General features: G+C 75.2%; 14 protein-coding genes and 1 riboswitch. Of the genes, 9 read left to right on the plus strand and 5 right to left on the minus strand.

Going from position 1 to position 19,042, the window contains the following annotated elements:
* Positions 1–188: 188 nt before the first annotated feature.
* From cobJ to ACK2IS_RS07595, 3 genes are read right to left on the minus strand one after another with little or no spacing between them, the layout of a single operon-like run.
* A complete protein-coding gene (cobJ, locus tag ACK2IS_RS07585) occupies positions 189–1,694 on the minus strand; it encodes a precorrin-3B C(17)-methyltransferase (protein WP_409485532.1) in 1,506 nt (501 codons plus the stop codon).
* Entirely contained in the window at positions 1,694–2,323 is a 630-nt protein-coding gene (locus tag ACK2IS_RS07590; RefSeq protein WP_409485533.1) for a precorrin-8X methylmutase, read from the minus strand. Before ACK2IS_RS07590 ends, cobJ begins: the two co-directional genes overlap by 1 nt.
* Entirely contained in the window at positions 2,320–3,639 is a 1,320-nt protein-coding gene (locus ACK2IS_RS07595) for a hypothetical protein (RefSeq protein ID WP_409485534.1), read from the minus strand. The genes ACK2IS_RS07590 and ACK2IS_RS07595 overlap by 4 nt, the downstream gene beginning before the upstream one ends.
* A gap of 148 nt (positions 3,640–3,787) precedes the next feature.
* Positions 3,788–3,858: riboswitch (cobalamin riboswitch) on the plus strand.
* 50 nt (positions 3,859–3,908) lie between these two features.
* Here ACK2IS_RS07595 and cobN point away from each other — a divergent pair.
* Genes cobN through ACK2IS_RS07640 form a run of 9 tightly spaced genes read left to right on the plus strand, consistent with a single transcriptional unit; the run spans position 3,909 to position 17,506 of the window.
* Positions 3,909–7,634 (plus strand): cobaltochelatase subunit CobN, encoded by a 3,726-nt coding sequence (gene cobN / locus ACK2IS_RS07600; protein ID WP_409485535.1) that lies wholly within the window; start codon positions 3,909–3,911, stop codon positions 7,632–7,634.
* A complete protein-coding gene (locus tag ACK2IS_RS07605; protein ID WP_409485536.1) occupies positions 7,627–9,837 on the plus strand; it encodes a VWA domain-containing protein in 2,211 nt (736 codons plus the stop codon). The genes cobN and ACK2IS_RS07605 overlap by 8 nt, the downstream gene beginning before the upstream one ends.
* Positions 9,837–10,451 carry a cob(I)yrinic acid a,c-diamide adenosyltransferase gene (gene cobO / locus ACK2IS_RS07610; protein ID WP_409485537.1) on the plus strand — a complete coding sequence of 205 codons (615 nt, stop codon included), beginning with the start codon at positions 9,837–9,839 and terminating at the stop codon, positions 10,449–10,451. Before ACK2IS_RS07605 ends, cobO begins: the two co-directional genes overlap by 1 nt.
* 7 nt (positions 10,452–10,458) lie before the next feature.
* On the plus strand, positions 10,459–11,844 hold the full coding sequence (locus ACK2IS_RS07615) for a cobyrinate a,c-diamide synthase (protein WP_409485538.1): 1,386 nt from the start codon (positions 10,459–10,461) through the stop codon (positions 11,842–11,844).
* The gene (locus ACK2IS_RS07620) at positions 11,841–12,935 is read left to right on the plus strand and encodes an aminotransferase class I/II-fold pyridoxal phosphate-dependent enzyme (RefSeq protein WP_409485539.1); all 1,095 of its coding nucleotides are present in this window, start codon (positions 11,841–11,843) and stop codon (positions 12,933–12,935) included. The genes ACK2IS_RS07615 and ACK2IS_RS07620 overlap by 4 nt, the downstream gene beginning before the upstream one ends.
* Positions 12,932–14,839, plus strand: a complete 1,908-nt coding sequence (gene cobT / locus ACK2IS_RS07625) for a nicotinate-nucleotide--dimethylbenzimidazole phosphoribosyltransferase (RefSeq protein WP_409485540.1) — start codon at positions 12,932–12,934, stop codon at positions 14,837–14,839. Before ACK2IS_RS07620 ends, cobT begins: the two co-directional genes overlap by 4 nt.
* The gene (gene cobA, locus ACK2IS_RS07630; protein WP_409485541.1) at positions 14,836–15,900 is read left to right on the plus strand and encodes a uroporphyrinogen-III C-methyltransferase; all 1,065 of its coding nucleotides are present in this window, start codon (positions 14,836–14,838) and stop codon (positions 15,898–15,900) included. The genes cobT and cobA overlap by 4 nt, the downstream gene beginning before the upstream one ends.
* Positions 15,901–15,943: 43 nt before the next feature.
* Positions 15,944–16,159 carry a hypothetical protein gene (locus ACK2IS_RS07635; protein ID WP_409485542.1) on the plus strand — a complete coding sequence of 72 codons (216 nt, stop codon included), beginning with the start codon at positions 15,944–15,946 and terminating at the stop codon, positions 16,157–16,159.
* A gap of 3 nt (positions 16,160–16,162) precedes the next feature.
* Positions 16,163–17,506, plus strand: a complete 1,344-nt coding sequence (locus tag ACK2IS_RS07640; RefSeq protein WP_409485543.1) for a serine hydrolase domain-containing protein — start codon at positions 16,163–16,165, stop codon at positions 17,504–17,506.
* Positions 17,507–17,550: 44 nt separating this feature from the next.
* Here the strand turns inward: ACK2IS_RS07640 and ACK2IS_RS07645 are convergent, their stop codons facing one another.
* The gene (locus ACK2IS_RS07645) at positions 17,551–18,402 is read right to left on the minus strand and encodes a class I SAM-dependent methyltransferase (protein WP_409485544.1); all 852 of its coding nucleotides are present in this window, start codon (positions 18,400–18,402) and stop codon (positions 17,551–17,553) included.
* A gap of 14 nt (positions 18,403–18,416) precedes the next feature.
* On the minus strand, positions 18,417–19,034 hold the full coding sequence (locus ACK2IS_RS07650; protein WP_409485545.1) for a DUF3043 domain-containing protein: 618 nt from the start codon (positions 19,032–19,034) through the stop codon (positions 18,417–18,419).
* Positions 19,035–19,042 lie beyond the last annotated feature (8 nt).

Raw genomic sequence — 19,042 nt, forward strand, 5'->3', positions numbered from 1 at the left:
TGCGTGGTCGCTGCTGGCCATGCCCCTCTATCTTTACCCCGGAAGAGGGGGAGCGCACACCCCCGGTGATCGACGAGACACGGACCTTCAGTGTCTTCTCAGCGGGCCCGCCACTCGGGCGGCCCGACCAGACACCCGGGTCCGCCGACGTCTCCGCCCGGCCAGGTCCGAGGCGGGGACGCCGGCGCTCAGTCGGGGTAGCGGCGCGGGGTCCAGGCCACGACCTGGGGCTCCCCGCCGGGATGGCGCACCACCAGCTGCGACTGCGAAGACCCGATGAGCAGCAGCGTGCGCATGTCGACCTCGTCCGTCGGGAGGTCCTCGAGCCGCATCACGCGCACCCGCTCGGTGGGGCCGCCCACGTCCCGGGCCACCACGACGGGCGTGGACGGCGGGCGCAGGGACAGGGCGAGCTCCTTGAGCTGGACCACCTGGTCGCGGCGCGATCGGGACGCGGGATTGTAGATCGCCACGACCAGGTCGGCCGCCAGGGCGGCTCGCACGCGCTCGGAGATGACGGACCAGGGCTTCAGCCGGTCGGACAACGAGATGGTGGCGTAGTCGTGCCCGAGCGGGGCGCCGGCACGGGCCGCCGCCGCGTGAGCGGCCGTCATACCGGGGCAGACGCGGACCGGGACGTCCTGGTAGCCCTCCTCGCTGGCGACCTCTAGGACGGCGGTGGCCATCGCGAAGACGCCGGGGTCGCCGGAGGAGACCACGACGACGCGGCGACCGCGCCGGGCCAGGTCCAGGGCGAAGGCCGCCCGTTCGGACTCGACCTTGTTGTCCGAGGTGTGGCGCACCTGCCAGGGCCGCACCGGCACCCGGTCGACGTAGGTGACGTAGCCGACCAGGTCCGTCGCGGCGGCCAGCACCCCGCGCACCTCGGGGGTCTGCCAGGGGGCCCCGGCCGGGCCGGTGCCGACCACGGTCACCGAGCCGAGCGGGACGTCCGCCCCGACGGGGGGCAGGGGAGCGGGCCGCCGCCCCATCCGGGAGGGGAGCAGCACGACCGAGAAGTACGGCACCTCCTCGGGGTCCACGTCCCGCGCGGGCAGGTGGCGCTCCCGCTCCATGGTGGCCCGCTCGACGTAGACCGCGTCGTCCAGGCGGCCGCACCGCTCCAGGGCGGCGCGAACCCCGGCGAAGGTGCGGCCGAGCTTCATGATCACCGCCGTGTCGGTGCCCGCGATGGCGGCGTCCAGCTCGTCCGCCGACAGGGTGCCGGGGATGACGGTGAGCAGCTCGGTGTCCTCCACCAGGGGAACCCCGGCCACCGCGGCGGCGGCCGTGATCGAGGTGACGCCCGGGACGACCGTCGTGTCGTACGACCCGGCCAGCCGCTGGTGCAGGTGCTGGTAGGAGGAGTAGGTCAGCGGGTCGCCGAGGGAGATCACGGCGACCGTGCGGCCGGCGTCCAGGTGGGCCGCGAGCCGGGCGCGGCACTGCTCGTAGAAGGCCTCCAGCTGCGCGTCGTAGTCGCTGACGTCCTCGGTGGTCGCCGGATAGACGAGCAGCTCCTCGACCACGCCCTCGCGCAGGTAGGGGTCCGCGATCCGGCGGGCGGTGGAGCGCCCGTGCCGGGCCGCGTGGTAGACGACCACGTCGGCCGCCTCTATCGCACGGATCGCCTTGAGCGTCAGCAGCTCCGGGTCACCGGGACCCAGGCCGACGCCGATCAGCCGGCCGGCCATCACTCGACCTCGCTGGCGATCGCGTTGAGCGCGCCGCAGGTGATGGCCGAGCCGCCGCGGCGCCCGTGGACCACGAGGTAGTCCAGACCCAGGGCGTTGCCGGCCAGGGCGACCTTGGACTCGGCGGCGCCGATGAAGCCGACCGGTATGCCGACGACCGCGGCGGGTCGCGCCGAGGTCCGCTCCAGCAGGTCCAGCAGGTGGAACAGGGCGGTCGGGGCGTTGCCGATGGCGACGACGGCACCGTCCAGCCGGTCGCCCCACAGCTCGAGAGCGGCGGCCGAGCGGGTGTTGCCGATCTTGCGGGCCAGGGCGGGGACCCGCTCGTCGCGCAGCAGGCAGATCACCTCGTTGTCGGCGGGCAGGCGGGTGCGGGTGACCCCGGAGGCGACCATGTGCGCGTCGCACAGGATCGGTGCGCCGGCCTGCAGCGCGGAGCGGGCCTTGCGGACCACGTCGGGGGAGTAGGCCAGGTCGTGCACCAGGTCGATCTGCCCGCACGCGTGGATCATCCGGACCGCGACGTAGGCGATGTCGTCGGGGAGCCCGGACAGGTCGGCCTCGCGGCGGATGGTCGCGAAGGACTGCCGATAGATCTCGGCGCCGTCCTTGATGTAGTCCTGCGTCACGCGTTGCTCCCGGTGGTGGTGATCAGGGCGTGGATCTGCCCGGGGGAGACCATCTCACGCACGGGCGACTCCTGGGGCTCGTGCGACCCGTCGTGCAGGAAGGTGGAGTAGTCCTCGGTCCCCTGCGCGACGAACGCGTGGTGCGGGGTCGCGGGGTGGCCGCACTGCCGCCCGCAGCCGGACAGCATCACGGGCAGCCCGGCCAGGGCCCCGTGCTGGGCGTCGACGAGGGCGCGGGCGTGCTCCTGCACGTCGGCGTGGGAACGGGCGCACTGCGGCAGGCCGGTGCAGGCGTGCACGTCCAGCCACGGCGACGCGGGGTCGACCGCCCAGCCCGCCTCGGCGAGGGCGGTCAGCACCTCGGGGGCCCGGTCGGCCGCGACGCCGGGGACGACGATCGCGTGCCAGGGGGTGACCCGGATCTGGTCGGCGGCGCCGCGGGCCACGGCGGCGGCGAGTCGCCAGCCCGGCGAGCCGATCGCCGCCAGCGGCGCCTTGGCCGCGACGGTCACGGTGCCGTCGGCCTGCTCGGCGACGACGGCGGCGAGCCGGGGCTGACGGGTGGCGCGCTCGACGCGGCCCTCGGCGCGGTCGGTCAGCCGGCCCACCCGCTCGTGCAGCTCGGCCCGCCCGGCCGCGGACAGGTCGTCGATGTTCCAGACCTCCTCGCCGCGGGCGGCCTTGACCTCCAGCCAGGTCTCGCAGATCCGGGCCAGGAGCCCGGCGACGGCCGCGGGCTCGGCGAGCGCTCCCACGGCATACACCTGGTCGTCCTCGTGGGTGCCGAGGGCGCAGACGAGCTCGTCGCCGCGCACCTGCGCGGTGAGGTCCAGGGGCAGGGCGGCGAGGAAGCCGTCGCCGTCGTCCAGACCGACCAGGAAGCGGCCGGCCAGCCCGGCGAGCGCCGGGGAGGCCTGGATCGCGGCGTCCAGCGCCCGGGCCACCGGGACGACGTCCGGGTGCCCGTCCCCGAGCCCGGTCAGCGGGCTGACGACGACGTTGCGCGTCCGCTCGTGGGTCGTGGAGGGGAGGAGCCCGAGCTCAGCCACCCGCGTCGCGAAGGTCTGCGACCCCTCGTCGTCCAGGCCCCGCAGCTGCACGTTGGCGCGGGTGGTGAAGAGCACCTGACCGTCACCGAGCGTGTCTGCCAGCTCGCCGATCGCCTCGGCCTGCTCCGCCGTCAGCGGGCTGCCCGCCAGGCGCACCCGGGCGATCTTGCCGTCCGACGCCTGGAACATCCGCAGGGCGCCCGGGCACTTGTCGGGGACGGAGTGACGCTCGAGGACCGGGGGGACGAAGGTGGCAGGCGTGGTCATGGCCTCGAGCCTAGTGACGCGGCGTGACAACCCTGCGGCCGGGGGTGGGTCCGGCGCCGGTCCGGCCGCCACCCGGCGAGGGCGCAGGTGGCTGCTAGAGTCCGCTCGGTCGGGGCGCCCGCCTCGACCACCGCTGACGGCCTCAGCGGAGGAAGCCGGTGCAAGTCCGGCGCGGTCCCGCCACTGTGTGCGAGCATCCCGCTCGCGAGCCAGGAACTCCCGCCGTCGACGCCACCCACGGGCGAGGACACCCGGGAGAGGACCATGACGTGACCCTGGCTCTGCTGTCGACGTCGGATACCGACCTGCGCAGCGCGCGCGCCGCCGAAGGCCCCGTCGACTGGCGGCACGCCAACCCGGCCCGCCTGCCCCTGGACGAGCTCGACGCCTTCGTCGAGGGCACCGACCTGGTCGTGGTGCGCCTGCTCGGTGGGCGGCGCGCCTGGGAGGACGGCCTGGACCGGCTCCTCGCCGGTCCCCGCCCGGTCGTCGTGCTCACCGGCGAGCAGGCCCCGGACGCCGAGCTCATGTCCATCTCCACGGTCCCGGCCGGGGTCGCGGCCCAGGCGCACGCCTACCTCGCGCACGGCGGCGCCACCAACCTCGCCGAGCTCGCGACGTTCCTGTCCGACACCGTGCTCCTCACCGGTCACGGGTTCGCCCAGCCCGCCGCGGCCCCCGCCTGGGGCTCCCTGGGCTGCACCGGTGCCTGCGCGGCGATCCCGGCCGCCGACCGCTCCCGGTGCGGGGTCTCGGCCTGCCGGGCCTGGGCGTATGCCGCGACCGACGACCGTCCCTGCGTGGCGGTGCTGTACTACCGCGCCCACCACATGAGTGGGAACACGCAGTTCGTCACCGACCTGTGCGACGCGCTGGACGCCGCCGGGGCCCGGCCGCTGCCGCTCTACGTCGCGTCCCTGCGCACCCCCGAGCCCGAGCTGATGGCCACCCTGCGCCAGGCCGACGCCGTGATCACCACCGTGCTGGCCGCGGGCGGCTCGACCCCCGCGGCCGCGCAGGCCGGCGGTGACGAGGGGGCCTGGGACGCCGGGGCCCTCGCGGACCTCGACGTCCCGATCATCCAGGGCCTGTGCCTGACCTCCTCCCGGGAGGACTGGCTCGCCAACGACGACGGCACCACGCCGCTGGACTCGGCGACCCAGGTGGCGGTGCCCGAGTTCGACGGCCGCCTGATCTCGGTGCCCTTCTCCTTCAAGGAGATCGACGAGGACGGGTTGCCTGTCTACGTCGCGGACGCCGAGCGCTGCCGCCGGGTCGCCGGGATCGCCCACGCGCACGCCCGGCTGCGTCACGTCCCGGTGGGCGAGCGACGGATCGCGCTGGTCCTGTCGGCCTACCCGACCAAGCACGCCCGGATCGGCAACGCCGTCGGCCTGGACACGCCCGCGTCGACCCTGGCGATGCTGCGGGCGCTGCACGAGGCGGGCTACGACGTGGGCCCGACGTCCGGGGAGGGGGCGCTGCCCGGACTGGAGTCCGGCGACGGCGACGAGCTGATCCACGCGATCATCGCTCGCGGCGGCTACGACCAGGCCTGGCTCACCGAGGACGAGCTCGCGGCGAATCCCTTGCGGGTCAGGGGCGCGGACTACGTCCGGTGGTTCGAGCAGGTCGACCCGACGCTGCGCGCCGAGATCGAGCAGAAGTGGGGACCGGCCCCCGGCGAGATGTACCTCGACGGCTCGCGGGCGGGCCGCGGCGAGACTGGCGACCTGGTGTATGCCGGGCTGCAGGCCGGCAACGTCGTGATCCTCGTCCAGCCGCCCCGTGGCTTCGGGGAGAACCCGATCGCGATCTACCACGACCCCGACCTCGCGCCGTCCCACCACTACGTCGGGGCCTACCGCTGGCTCGAGGCGGACCGGGAGGACGGCGGCTTCGGGGCGCACGCGATCGTGCACGTCGGCAAGCACGGCAACCTGGAGTGGCTGCCCGGCAAGGGCGCCGCGCTGGCCGCAGACTGCGCGCCCGACGCGATCCTGGGCAACCTGCCGCTGGTCTATCCCTTCCTGGTCAACGACCCGGGCGAGGGCACCCAGGCCAAGCGCCGGGCCCACGCCACCCTCGTCGACCACCTGGTGCCGCCGATGACCCGGGCGGACTCCTACGGCGACATCGCCCGCCTGGAGCAGCTGCTCGACGAGTACGCCATGGTCAGCGCCATGGACCCGGCCAAGGCCCCCGCGGTGCGCCAGCAGATCTGGACCCTCCTGCAGGCCGCGCGGCTGGACCACGACCTGGGCCTGACCGACCGGGTGGACCTGGACGACGACAGCGCCTTCGACGACCTGGTGCTGCACATCGACGGCTGGCTGTGCGAGATCAAGGACGTGCAGATCCGCGGCGGCCTGCACGTGCTGGGCCTGGAGCCCACCGGCGAGGCGCGGGTCTCCCTGCTGCTCGCCATGCTGCAGGCCACCCAGATCTGGGGCGGCGACCGGGCCCTGCCGGGCCTGCGCACCGCCCTCGGGCTCGACGAGGGCGCCCGCAAGCGCGGCGAGACCGATGTCGTGGAGGCCCACGCCCGGGCCCTGGTCGAGACGCTCGAGGAGCGCGGCTGGGACCGGGACCAGGTCGAGGAGGTCGTCGCCGGGGCCGAGCTGCCGGACGGCACGGACCCCGAGGCCCTGCGGTCCGTGCTCACCTTCGCCTGCACGGAGGTCGTCCCGCGCCTGGCCGGCACCGCCCACGAGGTCGACGCCGTGCTCCGGGCCCTGGACGGGCGGTTCATCCCCTCCGGCCCCTCCGGGTCGCCGCTGCGGGGCCTGGTCAACGTGCTGCCGACGGGACGCAACTTCTACTCCGTCGACCCGCGGGCCATCCCGAGCCGGCTGGCCTACGAGACCGGCGTGGGGCTGGCCGAGTCCCTGGTCCGCCGCTACCAGGAGGACAAGGGTGAGTTCCCGGCCAGCGTCGGGCTGTCGCTGTGGGGGACCTCGGCGATGCGCACCTCCGGCGACGACATCGGGGAGGCCCTGGCGCTCCTGGGGATCCGCCCGGTCTGGGACGACGCGTCCCGGCGGATCACCTCCCTGGAGCCCGTGCCGCTCACCGAGCTCGGGCGGCCGCGCGTGGACGTGACCCTGCGCATCTCCGGCTTCTTCCGCGACGCCTTCCCGCACGCCACCGCCCTGCTCGACGACGCGGTCCGGCTGGCCGCCTCCCTCGACGAGCCCGCCGACCAGAACTTCGTCCGCGCCCACGTGCAGGCCGACCTGGCCGAGGGCGCCGAGGAGCGCAAGGCGACCACGCGCATCTTCGGCTCCCGCCCCGGGACCTACGGCGCGGGCCTGCTGCAGCTCATCGACTCCCGTGACTGGCGCACCGACGCCGACCTGGCCGAGGTCTACGAGGTGTGGGGCGGCTATGCCTATGGCCGGGACCTGGCGGGAGTGCCCGCCCGCGACGAGATGCGCACGGCCTATCGCCGGATCCGGGTGGCGGCCAAGAACATCGACACCCGCGAGCACGACATCGCCGACAGCGACGACTACTTCCAGTACCACGGCGGGATGGTGGCCGCGGTGCGCTCCCTCACGGGGGAGGCGCCGGAGGCCTACGTCGGCGACTCGACCCGGCCGGACCACGTCGCGACCCGCACGCTCGTCGAGGAGACCTCCCGGGTCTTCCGCGCCCGCGTCGTCAACCCCAAGTGGATGTCGGCGATGCGCCAGCACGGCTACAAGGGCGCCTTCGAGATGGCGGCGACCGTGGACTACCTCTTCGGGTACGACGCCACCACCGGGGTCGTCGCCGACTGGATGTACGACCGGCTCACCAAGGAGTACGTCCTCGACGAGACCAACCGGGAGTTCCTGGCGCAGGCCAACCCCTGGGCGCTGCACGGCATGGCCGAGCGGCTCCTGGAGGCCGTCGAGCGCGGGATGTGGGCCGAGCCCGACCCGCAGGTGCTCGCCGAGCTGCGCGCGGCCTACCTCGACGCCGAGGGCGACCTGGAGGGTGACGATGACTGAGCCGACCACCTCGAGCTCGGCCGCGAGCGCCGCGGGCGACGGCGCAGGGACGGCCGCCGTGGAGCGGCCGGGAGCGCCCGTGGAGTTCCCCTTCACCGCCGTCGTCGGCATGGACGACATGGGCCTGGCGCTGTGCCTGTCCGCGGTCTCCCCGGCCATCGGCGGGGTGCTCGTCCGCGGCGAGAAGGGCACCGCCAAGTCCACGATGGTCCGGGCCCTGGCCACCGTGCTGCCGCCGGTGGCCGTCGTCGCGGGCGACCGCTTCGCCTGCGACCCGGCGTCCCCGGACCCGACCTGCCCCGACGCCGCTCGGCATACCGCCGAGACCGTCACCCGGCCGGTCCGCCTGGTCGAGCTGCCCGTCGGGGCCTCCGAGGACCGCGTCGTCGGGTCGCTGCACCTGGACCGGCTGCTGTCGAGCGGCCAGGTGGCCTTCGACCCGGGCCTGCTCGCGCAGGCGCACCGCGGCGTGCTCTACGTCGACGAGGTCAACCTGCTGCCCGACCACCTGGTCGACACCCTGCTGGACTCCGCGGCGATGGGCCGGGCCCGGATCGAGCGCGAGGGCGTCTCGGTGCAGCACGCCGCCCGCTTCGTGCTGGTCGGCACCATGAATCCCGAGGAGGGCGAGCTGCGTCCGCAGCTTCTGGACCGCTTCGGCCTGGCCGTGGACGTGACCGCCTCGCGCGACCCGCAGGTGCGGGTCGAGGTCGTGCGGCGCCGGATGGCCTACGAGGACTCGCCGGTGGCCTTCCGGCAGCGGTATGCCGAGCGGGAGGACGCCCTGGCCGCCCGCATCGCCGCCGCCCAGGAGCGGCTGCCGCGGGTCGTGCTCGCCGACGCGGCCGTCGAGCAGATCGCCACGATCTGCGCGGCCTTCGACGTGGACGGGATGCGCGGGGACCTGGTCACCGCCCGGACCGCCGTGGCCCACGCCGCCTGGTCGGGGCGCGAGCAGGTCACCGCCGAGGACGTGCGCGTGGCCGCCCGGCTCGCGCTGCCGCACCGCAAGCGGCGCAATCCCTTCGACGACGCGGCCGACCACGACCTCGACGACATCATCGAGGAGACCCTGCCGCAGGATCAGGGGCCCGACGAGTGCGGCCCGAACGACCCGGACGACCCCGACGACGAGCCCACCCCGCCGCAGGGCCCGGACGGCCCGCAGGGCGGGGGCGGCGACGACCCGGCGCCGCAGCAGACCCCCGACCCGGGCGGGCAGGACCCGACCGGCCAGGAGACCGAGCTCCCCGAGCCGCCGCAGCCCGAGCAGCCGCCCGCCCAGGCCCCCGCCCGCGGCACGACGGGGGAGCGGGCAGGCGGCGCCTATCGCACCCGGCTGCTGTCCCTGCCCACCGCCGGCACCGGCGTGGCCGGGCGCCGCTCCACCGCCGACACCAGCACCGGACGGCACGTCCGTGCGGTGCTGCCCGACGACCCCCGGGGTCAGGGCCTGTCCGCGACCGCCACCGTGCTCGCCGCGGCCCGGCGCGCCGCCGGCGACGGGACCGGGCAGCGGGCCGCCGCTCCCGGCCGCGACCTGCGGGTCACCGCCCAGGACCTGCGCCGCAGCGTCCGGCGCGGCAAGGAGGGCAACCTCGTCGTCTTCGTCGTGGACACCTCCGGCTCGATGGGCGCCCGCGAGCGGGTCCGCGAGGTCAAGACCGCCTGCGTCTCGCTGCTCCTGGACGCCTACCAGCGCCGGGACAAGGTCGCCGTCGTGACCTTCGCCGGCCGACGGGCGAGCCTCGTCCTGCCGCCCACCACCAGCGTCGAGCTCGCCGAGCGACTGCTCGCCCAGGTGCCCACCGGTGGTCGCACGCCGCTGGCCGAGGGCCTGCAGAGCGCCTACGACGTGGTCCTGCGCGAGCGCGCGAAGGACCCCCACCGCCGCGCCCTGCTCGTCGTGCTCACCGACGGGCGCGCCAGCACCGGGGGCCGCCAGGCCCTCCCGCGGGCCCACCGGGTCGCCGAGGGCATCGCGCGCACCGGGGTCGCGAGCGTGGTCATCGACTGCGAGCAGTCCCGGGCGGGCTTCCGGCTCGGGCTGGCCCGCGACCTCGCGGGTCACCTCGGGGCCGAGCTGCTCGACCTGGGCGACCTGGCCGCCGAGCAGCTGTCCGGTGCCGTCCGCACCCGCACCGAGGCCGGCCGCGCCCGCCGCCATACCTCGTCCTCATCCCCGACAAGGAGCGTGGCCTGATGCCTCAGGGAGTTCCCGCGTCCGTCCCCGACGACGGTCTCACCACCCGGCAGCGCCGCAACCGGCCGCTCGTGATCGTCCACACCGGGGTCAACAAGGGCAAGTCCACCGCCGCCTTCGGCCTGGCCCTGCGCGGCTGGAACCAGGGCTGGCGCATCGGGGTCTTCCAGTTCGTCAAGAGCGCCAAGTGGAGGGTCGGCGAGGAGAACGCCTTCAAGACCCTCGGCCGGCTGCACGAGCAGACCGGCGAGGGCGGCCCGGTCGAGTGGCACAAGATGGGCGAGGGCTGGTCCTGGGCCCGCAAGGGCGGCTCCGAGGAGGACCACGCCCGCGACGCCCTCGACGGGTGGCGCGAGATCCAGCGCCGTCTCGCCGCGCAGGAGCATGACCTCTACGTCCTCGACGAGTTCACCTATCCCATGAAATGGGGCTGGGTCGACGTCGACGAGGTCGTCGAGACCTTGCGGACCCGTCCCGGGCGCCAGCACGTGATCATCACCGGCCGCGACGCCGACCCGCGCCTGGTCGAGGTGGCCGACCTGGTCACCGAGATGACCAAGATCAAGCACCCCATGGACGCCGGCCAGAAGGGCCAGCGGGGGATCGAGTGGTGACCGGCCGATGACCACCTTGCCCCGCGTGGTGATCGCCGCCCCCGGATCGGGGAGCGGCAAGACCATGCTGACCACCGGCATCCTCGCCGCCCTCGCACGACGGGGCGTGCAGGTGTCGCCGCACAAGGTGGGGCCCGACTACATCGACCCCGGCTACCACGCCGCCGCCTGCGGCCGGGTCGGACGCAACCTCGACCCCCACCTGCAGGGCGTCGACCGGGTCGTCCCGCTGCTGCTGCACGGCGCCCTCACGCCGAGCCCCGCCGACGTCGCGGTGATCGAGGGCGTCATGGGTCTTTTCGACGGGCAGCTGGGCGGGCGCGGCTTCGCGTCCACCGCGCACATCGCCACCCTTACCGCCTCACCCGTGGTGCTGGTCGTGGACGGCGCGCACACCTCGCGCTCGGTCGGCGCGACCGTGCTGGGCTTCAGCCGCTTCGACCCCCAGGTGCGGATCGCCGGGGTCATCCTCAACAACATCGCCTCCCCCCGGCACGAGGCCGAGGCCCGCCAGGGGATCGAGGAGACCGGCATCCCCGTGGTCGGCTGCGTGCCCCGGGTGCCCTCGGTCGTCGTGCCCTCCCGCCACCTCGGGCTCGTCCCCGCCGCCGAGCGCTCGCCCGAGGCCCAGGCCGCCGTCGAGGCCCTCGCCGACATGGTCGAGGCCCACGTCGACCTGGACGAGCTGCTCGCCATCGCCCGGCGGGCGCCCGACCTGGTCGGCGAGCCGTGGTCGCCCGAGGCCGAGCTCGGCGACCTGGCCTGCGCGCAACCAGGGTCCCGCGGTCGCGTCGCCGTCGCGGGCGGCCGGGCCTTCACCTTCGCGTATGCCGAGACGACCGAGCTGCTGGCCGCCGCGGGCCTGGAGCCCGTCGTGGTGGACCCCCTGCTCGACCCCGAGCTGCCCGAGGACGTGGGCGGCCTCGTCGTGGGCGGCGGCTTCCCCGAGGTGCACGCCACCGAGCTGGCCGCCAACACCTCCCTGCTCACGGCCATCCGGGAGCTGGCTGAGGCAGGCGCGCCGATCAGCGGCGAGTGCGCCGGGCTGCTCTACCTCGGGCAGACCCTCGACGGCCACCGCATGGCCGGGGTCCTGCCCACCCACGCGGAGTTCGGGTCCCGGCTCACGCTGGGCTACCGCTCGGCGGTGGCACTCGGCGACTCGGTGCTGGCCCCCGCCGGCACCCGCGTGACCGGCCACGAGTTCCACCGCACCCGTATCACCCGCGTCGACGGCGAGCATCAGCCCGCCTGGGCGTGGACCTCCCGGGACGGCGGGTCCGTCGCCGAGGGCGTGGTGCAAGGCCAGGTGCATGCGAGCTATCTGCACCTGCACTGGGCCGGTCAGCCCGCGCTGGCCCGGGCCTTCGTGTCGGCGGTGACCGGACGATGACCACGGGCCGGACCGAGCAGGCGGCGCTCGCCCACCACGGTGACGTGGACGCGCGAGGCGCCCGGCTCGACCTGGCCGTCAACGTCGCGGTGCCCGAGCCGCCGGCCTTCGTCACGGCGGCGATCGGCCGTGAGGTGGCTCGCCTGGCGGCATACCCGGACCCGCGCGCGGCCACCGCGGCGCTGGCCGAGGACCTCGGGGTCCCCGCGGGGTGCCTGCTGCTGACCAACGGCTCGGCCGAGGCCTTCCAGCTCGTGGCGCGGCTGCGTCCCTGGCGCGGGCCAGTCGTCGTGGAGCCGCAGTTCACCGAGCCCGGGCTCGAGCTGGTGGCCGCGGGCACGGCGCCCGCCTGGCACGCGCTGGACGAGGGCACCGGGTGGGCCCTGGACGCCGACCTGCTGCGCGACCGGCACCCCGACGCCGACCTGGTCGTCGTCGGCAACCCCACCAACCCCACCTCGCGGCTGCACCCGCGCGCCGAGCTGCTGCGCCTCGTCGACCCGGCCACCACGCCCGACGACCGGGTGCTGCTCGTCGACGAGGCCTTCCTCGACGTGTCCACCGACCCGACCCAGACCCTGGTGGCCGACGCCGTCACGGACCGGCCGGGGGAGCGGGCCGTGCTGGTCACCGGCAGCCTGACCAAGACCTACGGCCTCGCCGGGGTGCGGGCGGGCTTTCTCGTGGGGCCGGCGCCCCTGGTCGCCCGCCTCGCGCAGCGGCAGGTGCACTGGTCGGTCAACTCCCTGGCGCTGGCCGCCGTCCTCGCCGTCTGCACGCCGCAGGGGCGCGCCTTTCGCGACGCCCAGCGGGAGCGGTTGGTCCGCAACGCCGGCCACCTCGCCGCCATGGTGCGCGAGCTCGGGCTGCGCGTCCCCGTCGACCCCGGCGGGCCCTTCGTCCTCGCCCACCACCCCCACGCCGAGCAGCTGCGGGAGCGCCTGCGCGACGAGCACGGCATCGCCGTCCGCCGGGCCGACACCTTCCGGGGCCTCGACCCGACCTGGATCCGGATCGCCGCCCGCGACCCGGAGCAGGTCGCGGAGCTGGCGGACGGCATCCGCACGATCCTGCAGGAGCCACGGCCATGAGCCTCGACCACCCGACCACCGCACCGTCCGACGCCGCGGACCGCCCCGACCGGCCTACCCCTGCCGGACCGGGAGCCCCGCACCAGGCCGCGGGCCCGCACGCCTTCGACGAGGACCGCCGCGCCGCGGTCTACGACGTCATCCGCGAGCGCCGAGACGTCCGCTCGACCTTCACCATGGACCCGATCGACGACGAGGCGCTGACCCGGGTCCTCGCCGCGGCGCACCAGGCGCCGAGCGTGGGCTTCAGCCAGCCGTGGGACTTCGTGCTGGTGCGGGACGAGCAGACCCGGCGGCGCGTGCAGCGGCTGGCCGCCCGTCAGCGCGACGAGTTCGCGGCGAGCCTGCCGAGCCCGCGGCAGCGGATGTTCGACGGGCTGAAGATCGAGGCGATCCTGCAGACCCCGCTCAACGTGGTCGTCACCTGCGATCCCACGCGGGGTGGCCCGCACACCATCGGCCGGCACGCCGACCCCCGGATGACGAGCTTCTCCACGGCCACCGCGGTGCAGAACCTCTGGCTCGCCGCCCGCGCCGAGGGTCTCGGTGTCGGCTGGGTGAGCTTCTTCGACCCCGCCGAGCTGGCGCGTGAGCTGGGCCTGCCCGAGCACCTCGAGGTCGTGGCCTACCTGTGCGTCGGCCATGTCAGCGAGTTCCCGCCCGCACCCGAGCTGCAGACCTCGGGGTGGGCCCGTCGCCGCCCGCTGTCGTGGGCCGTGCACGACGAGACCTGGTCCAACCGCACGCTCCCAGGAGGAGTCACCGTGTCCCTGCTCGACGAGACCGTCGCCGCCGTCCGCCCCGCCTCCGCCGAGGTGCTGGCCCGGGCCCAGGCCCACCAGGCCCGGCTGGTCAAGCCGGCCGGGGCGATGGGCCTGCTCGAGTCCACGGGCGAGCGCCTGGCAGCGGCGTATGCCGAGTGGCCCCCGCCGATGCCGTCCCCCGTCGCGGTCGCGGTCTTCGCCGGTGACCACGGGGTCCACGCCCAGGGCGTGTCGCCGTGGCCGCAGGAGGTGTCCGTGCAGATGGCGGCCGGGATCGCCGGGGGCGGCGCCGTGGTCAACGCCGCCGCCCGCCAGGTGGGCGCCGAGGTCGACGTGGTCGACGTGGGTCTCGCCGCGGACCTGCCGCCCACCAAGGGTCTGCTCGTGCGCAAGGTCGCCCGCGGCACCGCCGACCTGACCGAGGGTCCCGCGATGACCACCGAGCAGTGCCTGGCGGCGCTGGAGGTCGGCATCGACGTCGCCCGCGACCTGGTCGCCCAGGGCAATCGGCTGCTCGTGGCCGGGGAGGTCGGGATCGCCAACACCACCCCGGCCGCCGCCCTGATCTCGGTCTTCACCGGACGCACCCCGCAGGAGGTGACCGGCACCGGCGCGGGCCTGGACGAGGCCGGCCGCTCGGCCAAGGCCGCCGTGGTCGACCGGGCCCTCGCCCGCTCCGGCGCCACCGCCGAGGACCCGCTGCACACCCTGGCCGAGGTGGGTGGCCTGGAGCACGCCGCCATGGTCGGCTTCCTGCTGGCGGCCGCAGCCCAGCAGACACCCGTCGTCCTCGACGGCGTCATCGCCTGCTCCGCCGCGCTCGTCGCCCAGGCCCTGTGCCCGGCCGTGGTGGACTACCTCGTCGCCGGCCACGCCGGGGTCGAGCCCGGCATCCTGGCCGCCCTGTCCACGCTGGGGCTCGAGGCCCTGGTCGACCTCGACCTGCGGCTCGGGGAGGGCTCCGGCGCGGTCCTGGCGGTCCCGCTCGTGCAGATGTCGGTGCGGATGCTGCGTGAGGTCGCGACCTTCGAGTCGGCGGCGGTCAGCGGCAGGCTCGACGAGGACGCCGCGGGCGAGCACGACGCGGCTGGGTCCGGCACGGTGGCGCAGGCCCGGCAGGACGCGCAGGCCCGGGCATGACCGGCGCCTGGCGCCTGGACGGCGTCCCGACCCTGGTCGCCGGCGGCGGCGCCGAGGCCCTCGCCGAGGTCGTCGCCCTCCGCGAGCGCGGGGCCGTCGTCACCGTCCTGGCCACCGAGCTGGTGCCCGCCCTGGAGGACCTCGTCGACCGGGGTCTGGTGGCCCGCGGCGCCGACGTGACCGAGCCCGAGCTCGTCGCGGCCGCCCGGCTGGTCGTCGACGCGCGCCCCCCGCAGCTGCGCGCCGCCGGGCCGGACCTGCTGCACCTGGCCCGGGAGGCCGGGGTCCCGGCATACACCGTGGACACCGGCTCGACCGGGGGAGAGGCGACGGGCTCCGGGGACGGCTCGGTCGTGCTCGTGGGCGGCGGCCCGGGTGATCCCGGCCTGCTCACCCGGCAGGGCTATGCCGAGCTGCTGGCCGCCGACGTGGTGGTCACCGACCGGCTCGCCCCCGTGGGCCTGCTGGCCGAGCTGCCCGGTCACGTCGAGGTCATCGACGTCGCCAAGATCCCGCGCGGGCGGTTCACCCCGCAGGAGGAGATCAACGCGATCCTGGTGCGCGAGGCGCGGGCGGGCCGGCGGGTGGTGCGCTTCAAGGGCGGCGACTCGTTCGTGTTCGGCCGTGGCTACGAGGAGGTCGAGGCCTGCCGGGCCGCGGGCGTGCCCGTCACGGTCGTGCCGGGCGTGACCTCGGGGGTGTCCGTGCCCGAGCTGGCCGGCATCCCGGTGACCAACCGCGGGACCGTCCAGGGCTTCACCGTCGTCAGCGGCCACGCCGCCCCCGAGGACCCCCGGTCCACGGTCGACTGGGGGGCGCTGGCCCGGGCCGGGACCACGATCGTCGTGCTCATGGGCGTGCAGACCCTGCCGTCGATCGCCCGGACGCTGCTCGACGCCGGGCGCGCCGAGCAGACCCCGGTCGCCTGCGTCATGGACGGCGGGCTGCCCTCGATGCGCACGGTGCGCACCACCCTCGGCGCCCTGGTGTCCGAGGGGCTGCCCGAGGGGCTCGTGCCCCCGGCCGTCACGGTGATCGGGGACGTCGCGGCGCTGGGGTGACCTCCCCGGCCGTATGTCGGCGGGCGCGGCTAGGGTGGCGTCCATGAGCGACGACGCCTACACCTGGACCCATCTCGACGCGGCCGGTGCGCCCCTCGCCGGGGAGCGCAGCCCGAGCTTCCCGACGCAGGGCGAGGCGGAGGCGTGGTTCGCCGAGCAGTGGCAGGTCGTCAAGGACGGCGGCGCCGACTCGGTCACCCTGATGCGCGGCACCGAGGTCGTCTACGGCCCGATGTCCCTGCAGTCGATGGAGGGCTGAGCCGTGGCCGCACAGCTGCCCGAGGAGCTGCGGCTGAGGCTCGACCACGCCGTCGCCGAGGCCCAGCACGAGTGGCGGTCGCCCGCGGTCAGCGCCGGGGTGGTGCGTGACGGCGAGCTGCTCTGGTCGGCGCACGTCGGCGCGGCCCGGCTCGGCCCGGCGCGACCCGCCGACGACGACACGCAGTTCCTGATCGGCTCGGTGACCAAGACCTTCACCGCGGTCTCCCTGATGGTGCTGCGTGACCGGGGCGAGCTGTCGCTCGACGACGCGCTCGGCGACGTCATCACCGGGACGCCGCTGGGCGACCTGACCCTGCGCCAGCTGCTGTCCCACTCCTCCGGCCTGCAGCGGGAGCCCGCGGGGCACCTGTGGGAGACCTTCGACGCGCCAGACCTGGACGGTCTGCTCGCCGGGCTGGACCAGGTCGAGCGGGTGCTTCCGCCGCACCGGGCGTTCCACTACTCCAACCTCGCCTACGCCCTCCTCGGGCAGGTGCTCGCCGAGGTCGCCGAGCAGCCCTGGGAGTCCGCGGTCCGCCAGCTTGTTCTCGAGCCGCTCGGGATGACGTGCACCGGGCTCACCCCGGACGAGGCCACCCGCGCCCACGGCTACCAGATCCACCCCTACGCCCGCACCGCCACGGCCGAGCCGGTCATCGAGCTGCGGGCGACCGCACCGCTCGGCGGCCTGTGGTCCACCGTCGCCGACCTGGGGCGCTACGCCGCCTTCTGCTCCGACCCCGGCCGCTTCGACGTCCTGGCCCCGCAGACCGTGCACGAGATGACCATGCCGGTCATCATGGCCGACCCCGACGACTGGACCCAGGGGCAGGGCCTCGGCTTCGGCCTGTTCCGCCGGGGCGAGCGGGTGTATGCCGGGCACGGGGGCGCGATGCCGGGCTTCCTCACCGGGCTGCGGTTCCGCGGGCGGGACCGGCTCGGGGCCGTGGTGTTCGCCAACGCCACCTCCGGTCCGGCGCCGCTGGCCCTGGCCACCGACCTGCTGTCCACGGTGCTCGACCACGCCCCGACCACCCCGGCCATGTGGACACCCGCCACCCGTGACCCCGAGCTCGAGTCCCTGCTCGGCCGCTGGTGGTCCGAGGGCTCCCCGCTCGACTTCGAGGTGCGCGGCGACCAGCTGTGGTCGACCATGCCCGGCACCCGCGGGCTGCTCGACGACACGAGGTACGAGCAGATCGACCGCGACCTGTGGCGGGCCGTCGAGGGCCGTGAGCAGGGGGAGCGCCTGGAGCTCGTCCGCGACGAGGACGACCGCGTCGTGAAGATGTACTTCGCGACCTATGCCGTCACCCGAGAGCCGCTGGCCTTCGCCGACCTCTGAGCAGGCTGCGCCTCGCCGGGGCGGCGTCCTCGGCGAGGCGCCGGTCAGAGCTGGGGGCCGCGGCCCGCGCCGCGGCGGCCCACCAGGTGCAGCAGCGAGCCGAGGCGGCGATAGGGCTCGGTGCGGCCGAGCCGCTCCTCGAGCGCGATGACCTGCTCCAGCTCGGCGGGGTCTGCCGGCACCGGCTCGTCGGACGGGCGGCCGTCGACCAAGGTGCGGATGCCGTACCAGTACTCCAACGAGCATCGGATGCCGCCGAGGTAGGCGCCCAGCCGCTCCACCGAGTCGGCCCGGCAGGCGACGCCGAGCTCGTTGACGTAGCGCGGGTCCCGGCCCTCCCAGCCGGCCCGGGCGGTCTCGTCCAGCAGGGCCGTCGCCCGGTCGTGGTCGCCGCGCAGCGCGTGCCGCCACGCCAGGGCCGCGGCGTTGGCGGTCACCACCGACACGATCCCGTCCACGGCGACCCGGCGGCCGAGGGCGCGCATCGGCTGGTTGGGGTCGTCGAGATACCTGAGCAGGCCGTGGCACAGGACGACCTCGAAGGTGCGGTCCGCGAGCTCCGGCAGCCGGTCGAGCTCCCCGATCGAGCCCGCGACCAGGGTGACCCGCGAGCGGACCTGCTCGTCCTCGGCGGCGAGGGCCGCGGCGCACGCCATCCGCATCTGCTCCTCAGGCTCCACCGCGACGACCTGGTAGCCGGCGCGGGCCAGGTGGAGGGTCTGCGTGCCCTGCCCGGCACCCACGTCGAGGACCGCGGCGGGCGCCACGGGCAGGTGCACCTCGAGCTGGCGGCGCACCAGCTCCTGGCGCACCACCTGACGGAGGCTGCCGGCGCGGTCCAACCAGGCCTCACGCCCGGCCCAGCCCTCGTCGATCGGCCGGTCGGCCCCGGTCATGTGTGCCCCCCCGTTCAGCGGGGGTACTGCCCGCGGCGCACGCGCGGACGCGGCACCCGGGTCGGTCGCAGCTGGAAGGCCCGCATCCCGGAGTAGAAGCCGGCTCGCGCGGGCCACTCCTCGTCGGGGTGGCTGGCGCGGAACTGGCGCTTGATGCGCCGGTAGACGATGGTCTGCTCGACCAGGCCGAGGATCATGACCCCGTAGGTGAGGAACATGACGGCCTGCACCAGGTAGGGGCTCTTGACCCAGGAGATCAGCAGCGACATCAGCATCGCCACGATCAGCGCCGGCATCGTGAACTCGGCGATGTTCCAGCGGGCGTCGACGTGGTCGCGGATGAACGCCCGGGCGGCGCCCCGGTCGCGGGGGAGCAGCGCCCACTCCTCGCCGGCCATCATCGCCTGGTGCTGCCGGGCACGCTCCGCGCGGGCGTGCTCCCGGTCGCGCTGGGCGGCGGCCTTGCGGTCGGTCTCGATAAGCGGGCGGCGCTTCGCGGCCTCGGCCTCGCGACGCTTGGGGGTGGGGCGGTTCTTGGCCCCCGGTCGCGCGGCGTGGGTCTCGGCCTCGAGCTCCTCGTTGAGGGAGGGCTCGTGCTTCGTGGCACCGCCGGTCTTGTTACGTCCTAGCACCGGCACAG

It is taken from the genome of Arsenicicoccus dermatophilus (assembly GCF_046267915.1).
GTDB classification, from domain to species: domain Bacteria; phylum Actinomycetota; class Actinomycetes; order Actinomycetales; family Dermatophilaceae; genus Arsenicicoccus; species Arsenicicoccus dermatophilus_A.

Excerpts from the sequence above, each read along its gene's own strand:
- cobJ (WP_409485532.1), bottom strand. The coding sequence starts at position 1,694 with ATGGCCGGCCGGCTGATCGGCGTCGGCCTGGGTCCCGGTGACCCGGAG.
- ACK2IS_RS07595 (WP_409485534.1), bottom strand. The coding sequence starts at position 3,639 with ATGACCACGCCTGCCACCTTCGTCCCCCCGGTCCTCGAGCGTCACTCC.
- ACK2IS_RS07605 (WP_409485536.1), top strand. The coding sequence starts at position 7,627 with ATGACTGAGCCGACCACCTCGAGCTCGGCCGCGAGCGCCGCGGGCGAC.
- cobO (WP_409485537.1), top strand. The coding sequence starts at position 9,837 with ATGCCTCAGGGAGTTCCCGCGTCCGTCCCCGACGACGGTCTCACCACC.
- ACK2IS_RS07615 (WP_409485538.1), top strand. The coding sequence starts at position 10,459 with ATGACCACCTTGCCCCGCGTGGTGATCGCCGCCCCCGGATCGGGGAGC.
- ACK2IS_RS07620 (WP_409485539.1), top strand. The coding sequence starts at position 11,841 with ATGACCACGGGCCGGACCGAGCAGGCGGCGCTCGCCCACCACGGTGAC.
- cobT (WP_409485540.1), top strand. The coding sequence starts at position 12,932 with ATGAGCCTCGACCACCCGACCACCGCACCGTCCGACGCCGCGGACCGC.
- cobA (WP_409485541.1), top strand. The coding sequence starts at position 14,836 with ATGACCGGCGCCTGGCGCCTGGACGGCGTCCCGACCCTGGTCGCCGGC.
- ACK2IS_RS07635 (WP_409485542.1), top strand. The coding sequence starts at position 15,944 with ATGAGCGACGACGCCTACACCTGGACCCATCTCGACGCGGCCGGTGCG.
- ACK2IS_RS07645 (WP_409485544.1), bottom strand. The coding sequence starts at position 18,402 with ATGACCGGGGCCGACCGGCCGATCGACGAGGGCTGGGCCGGGCGTGAG.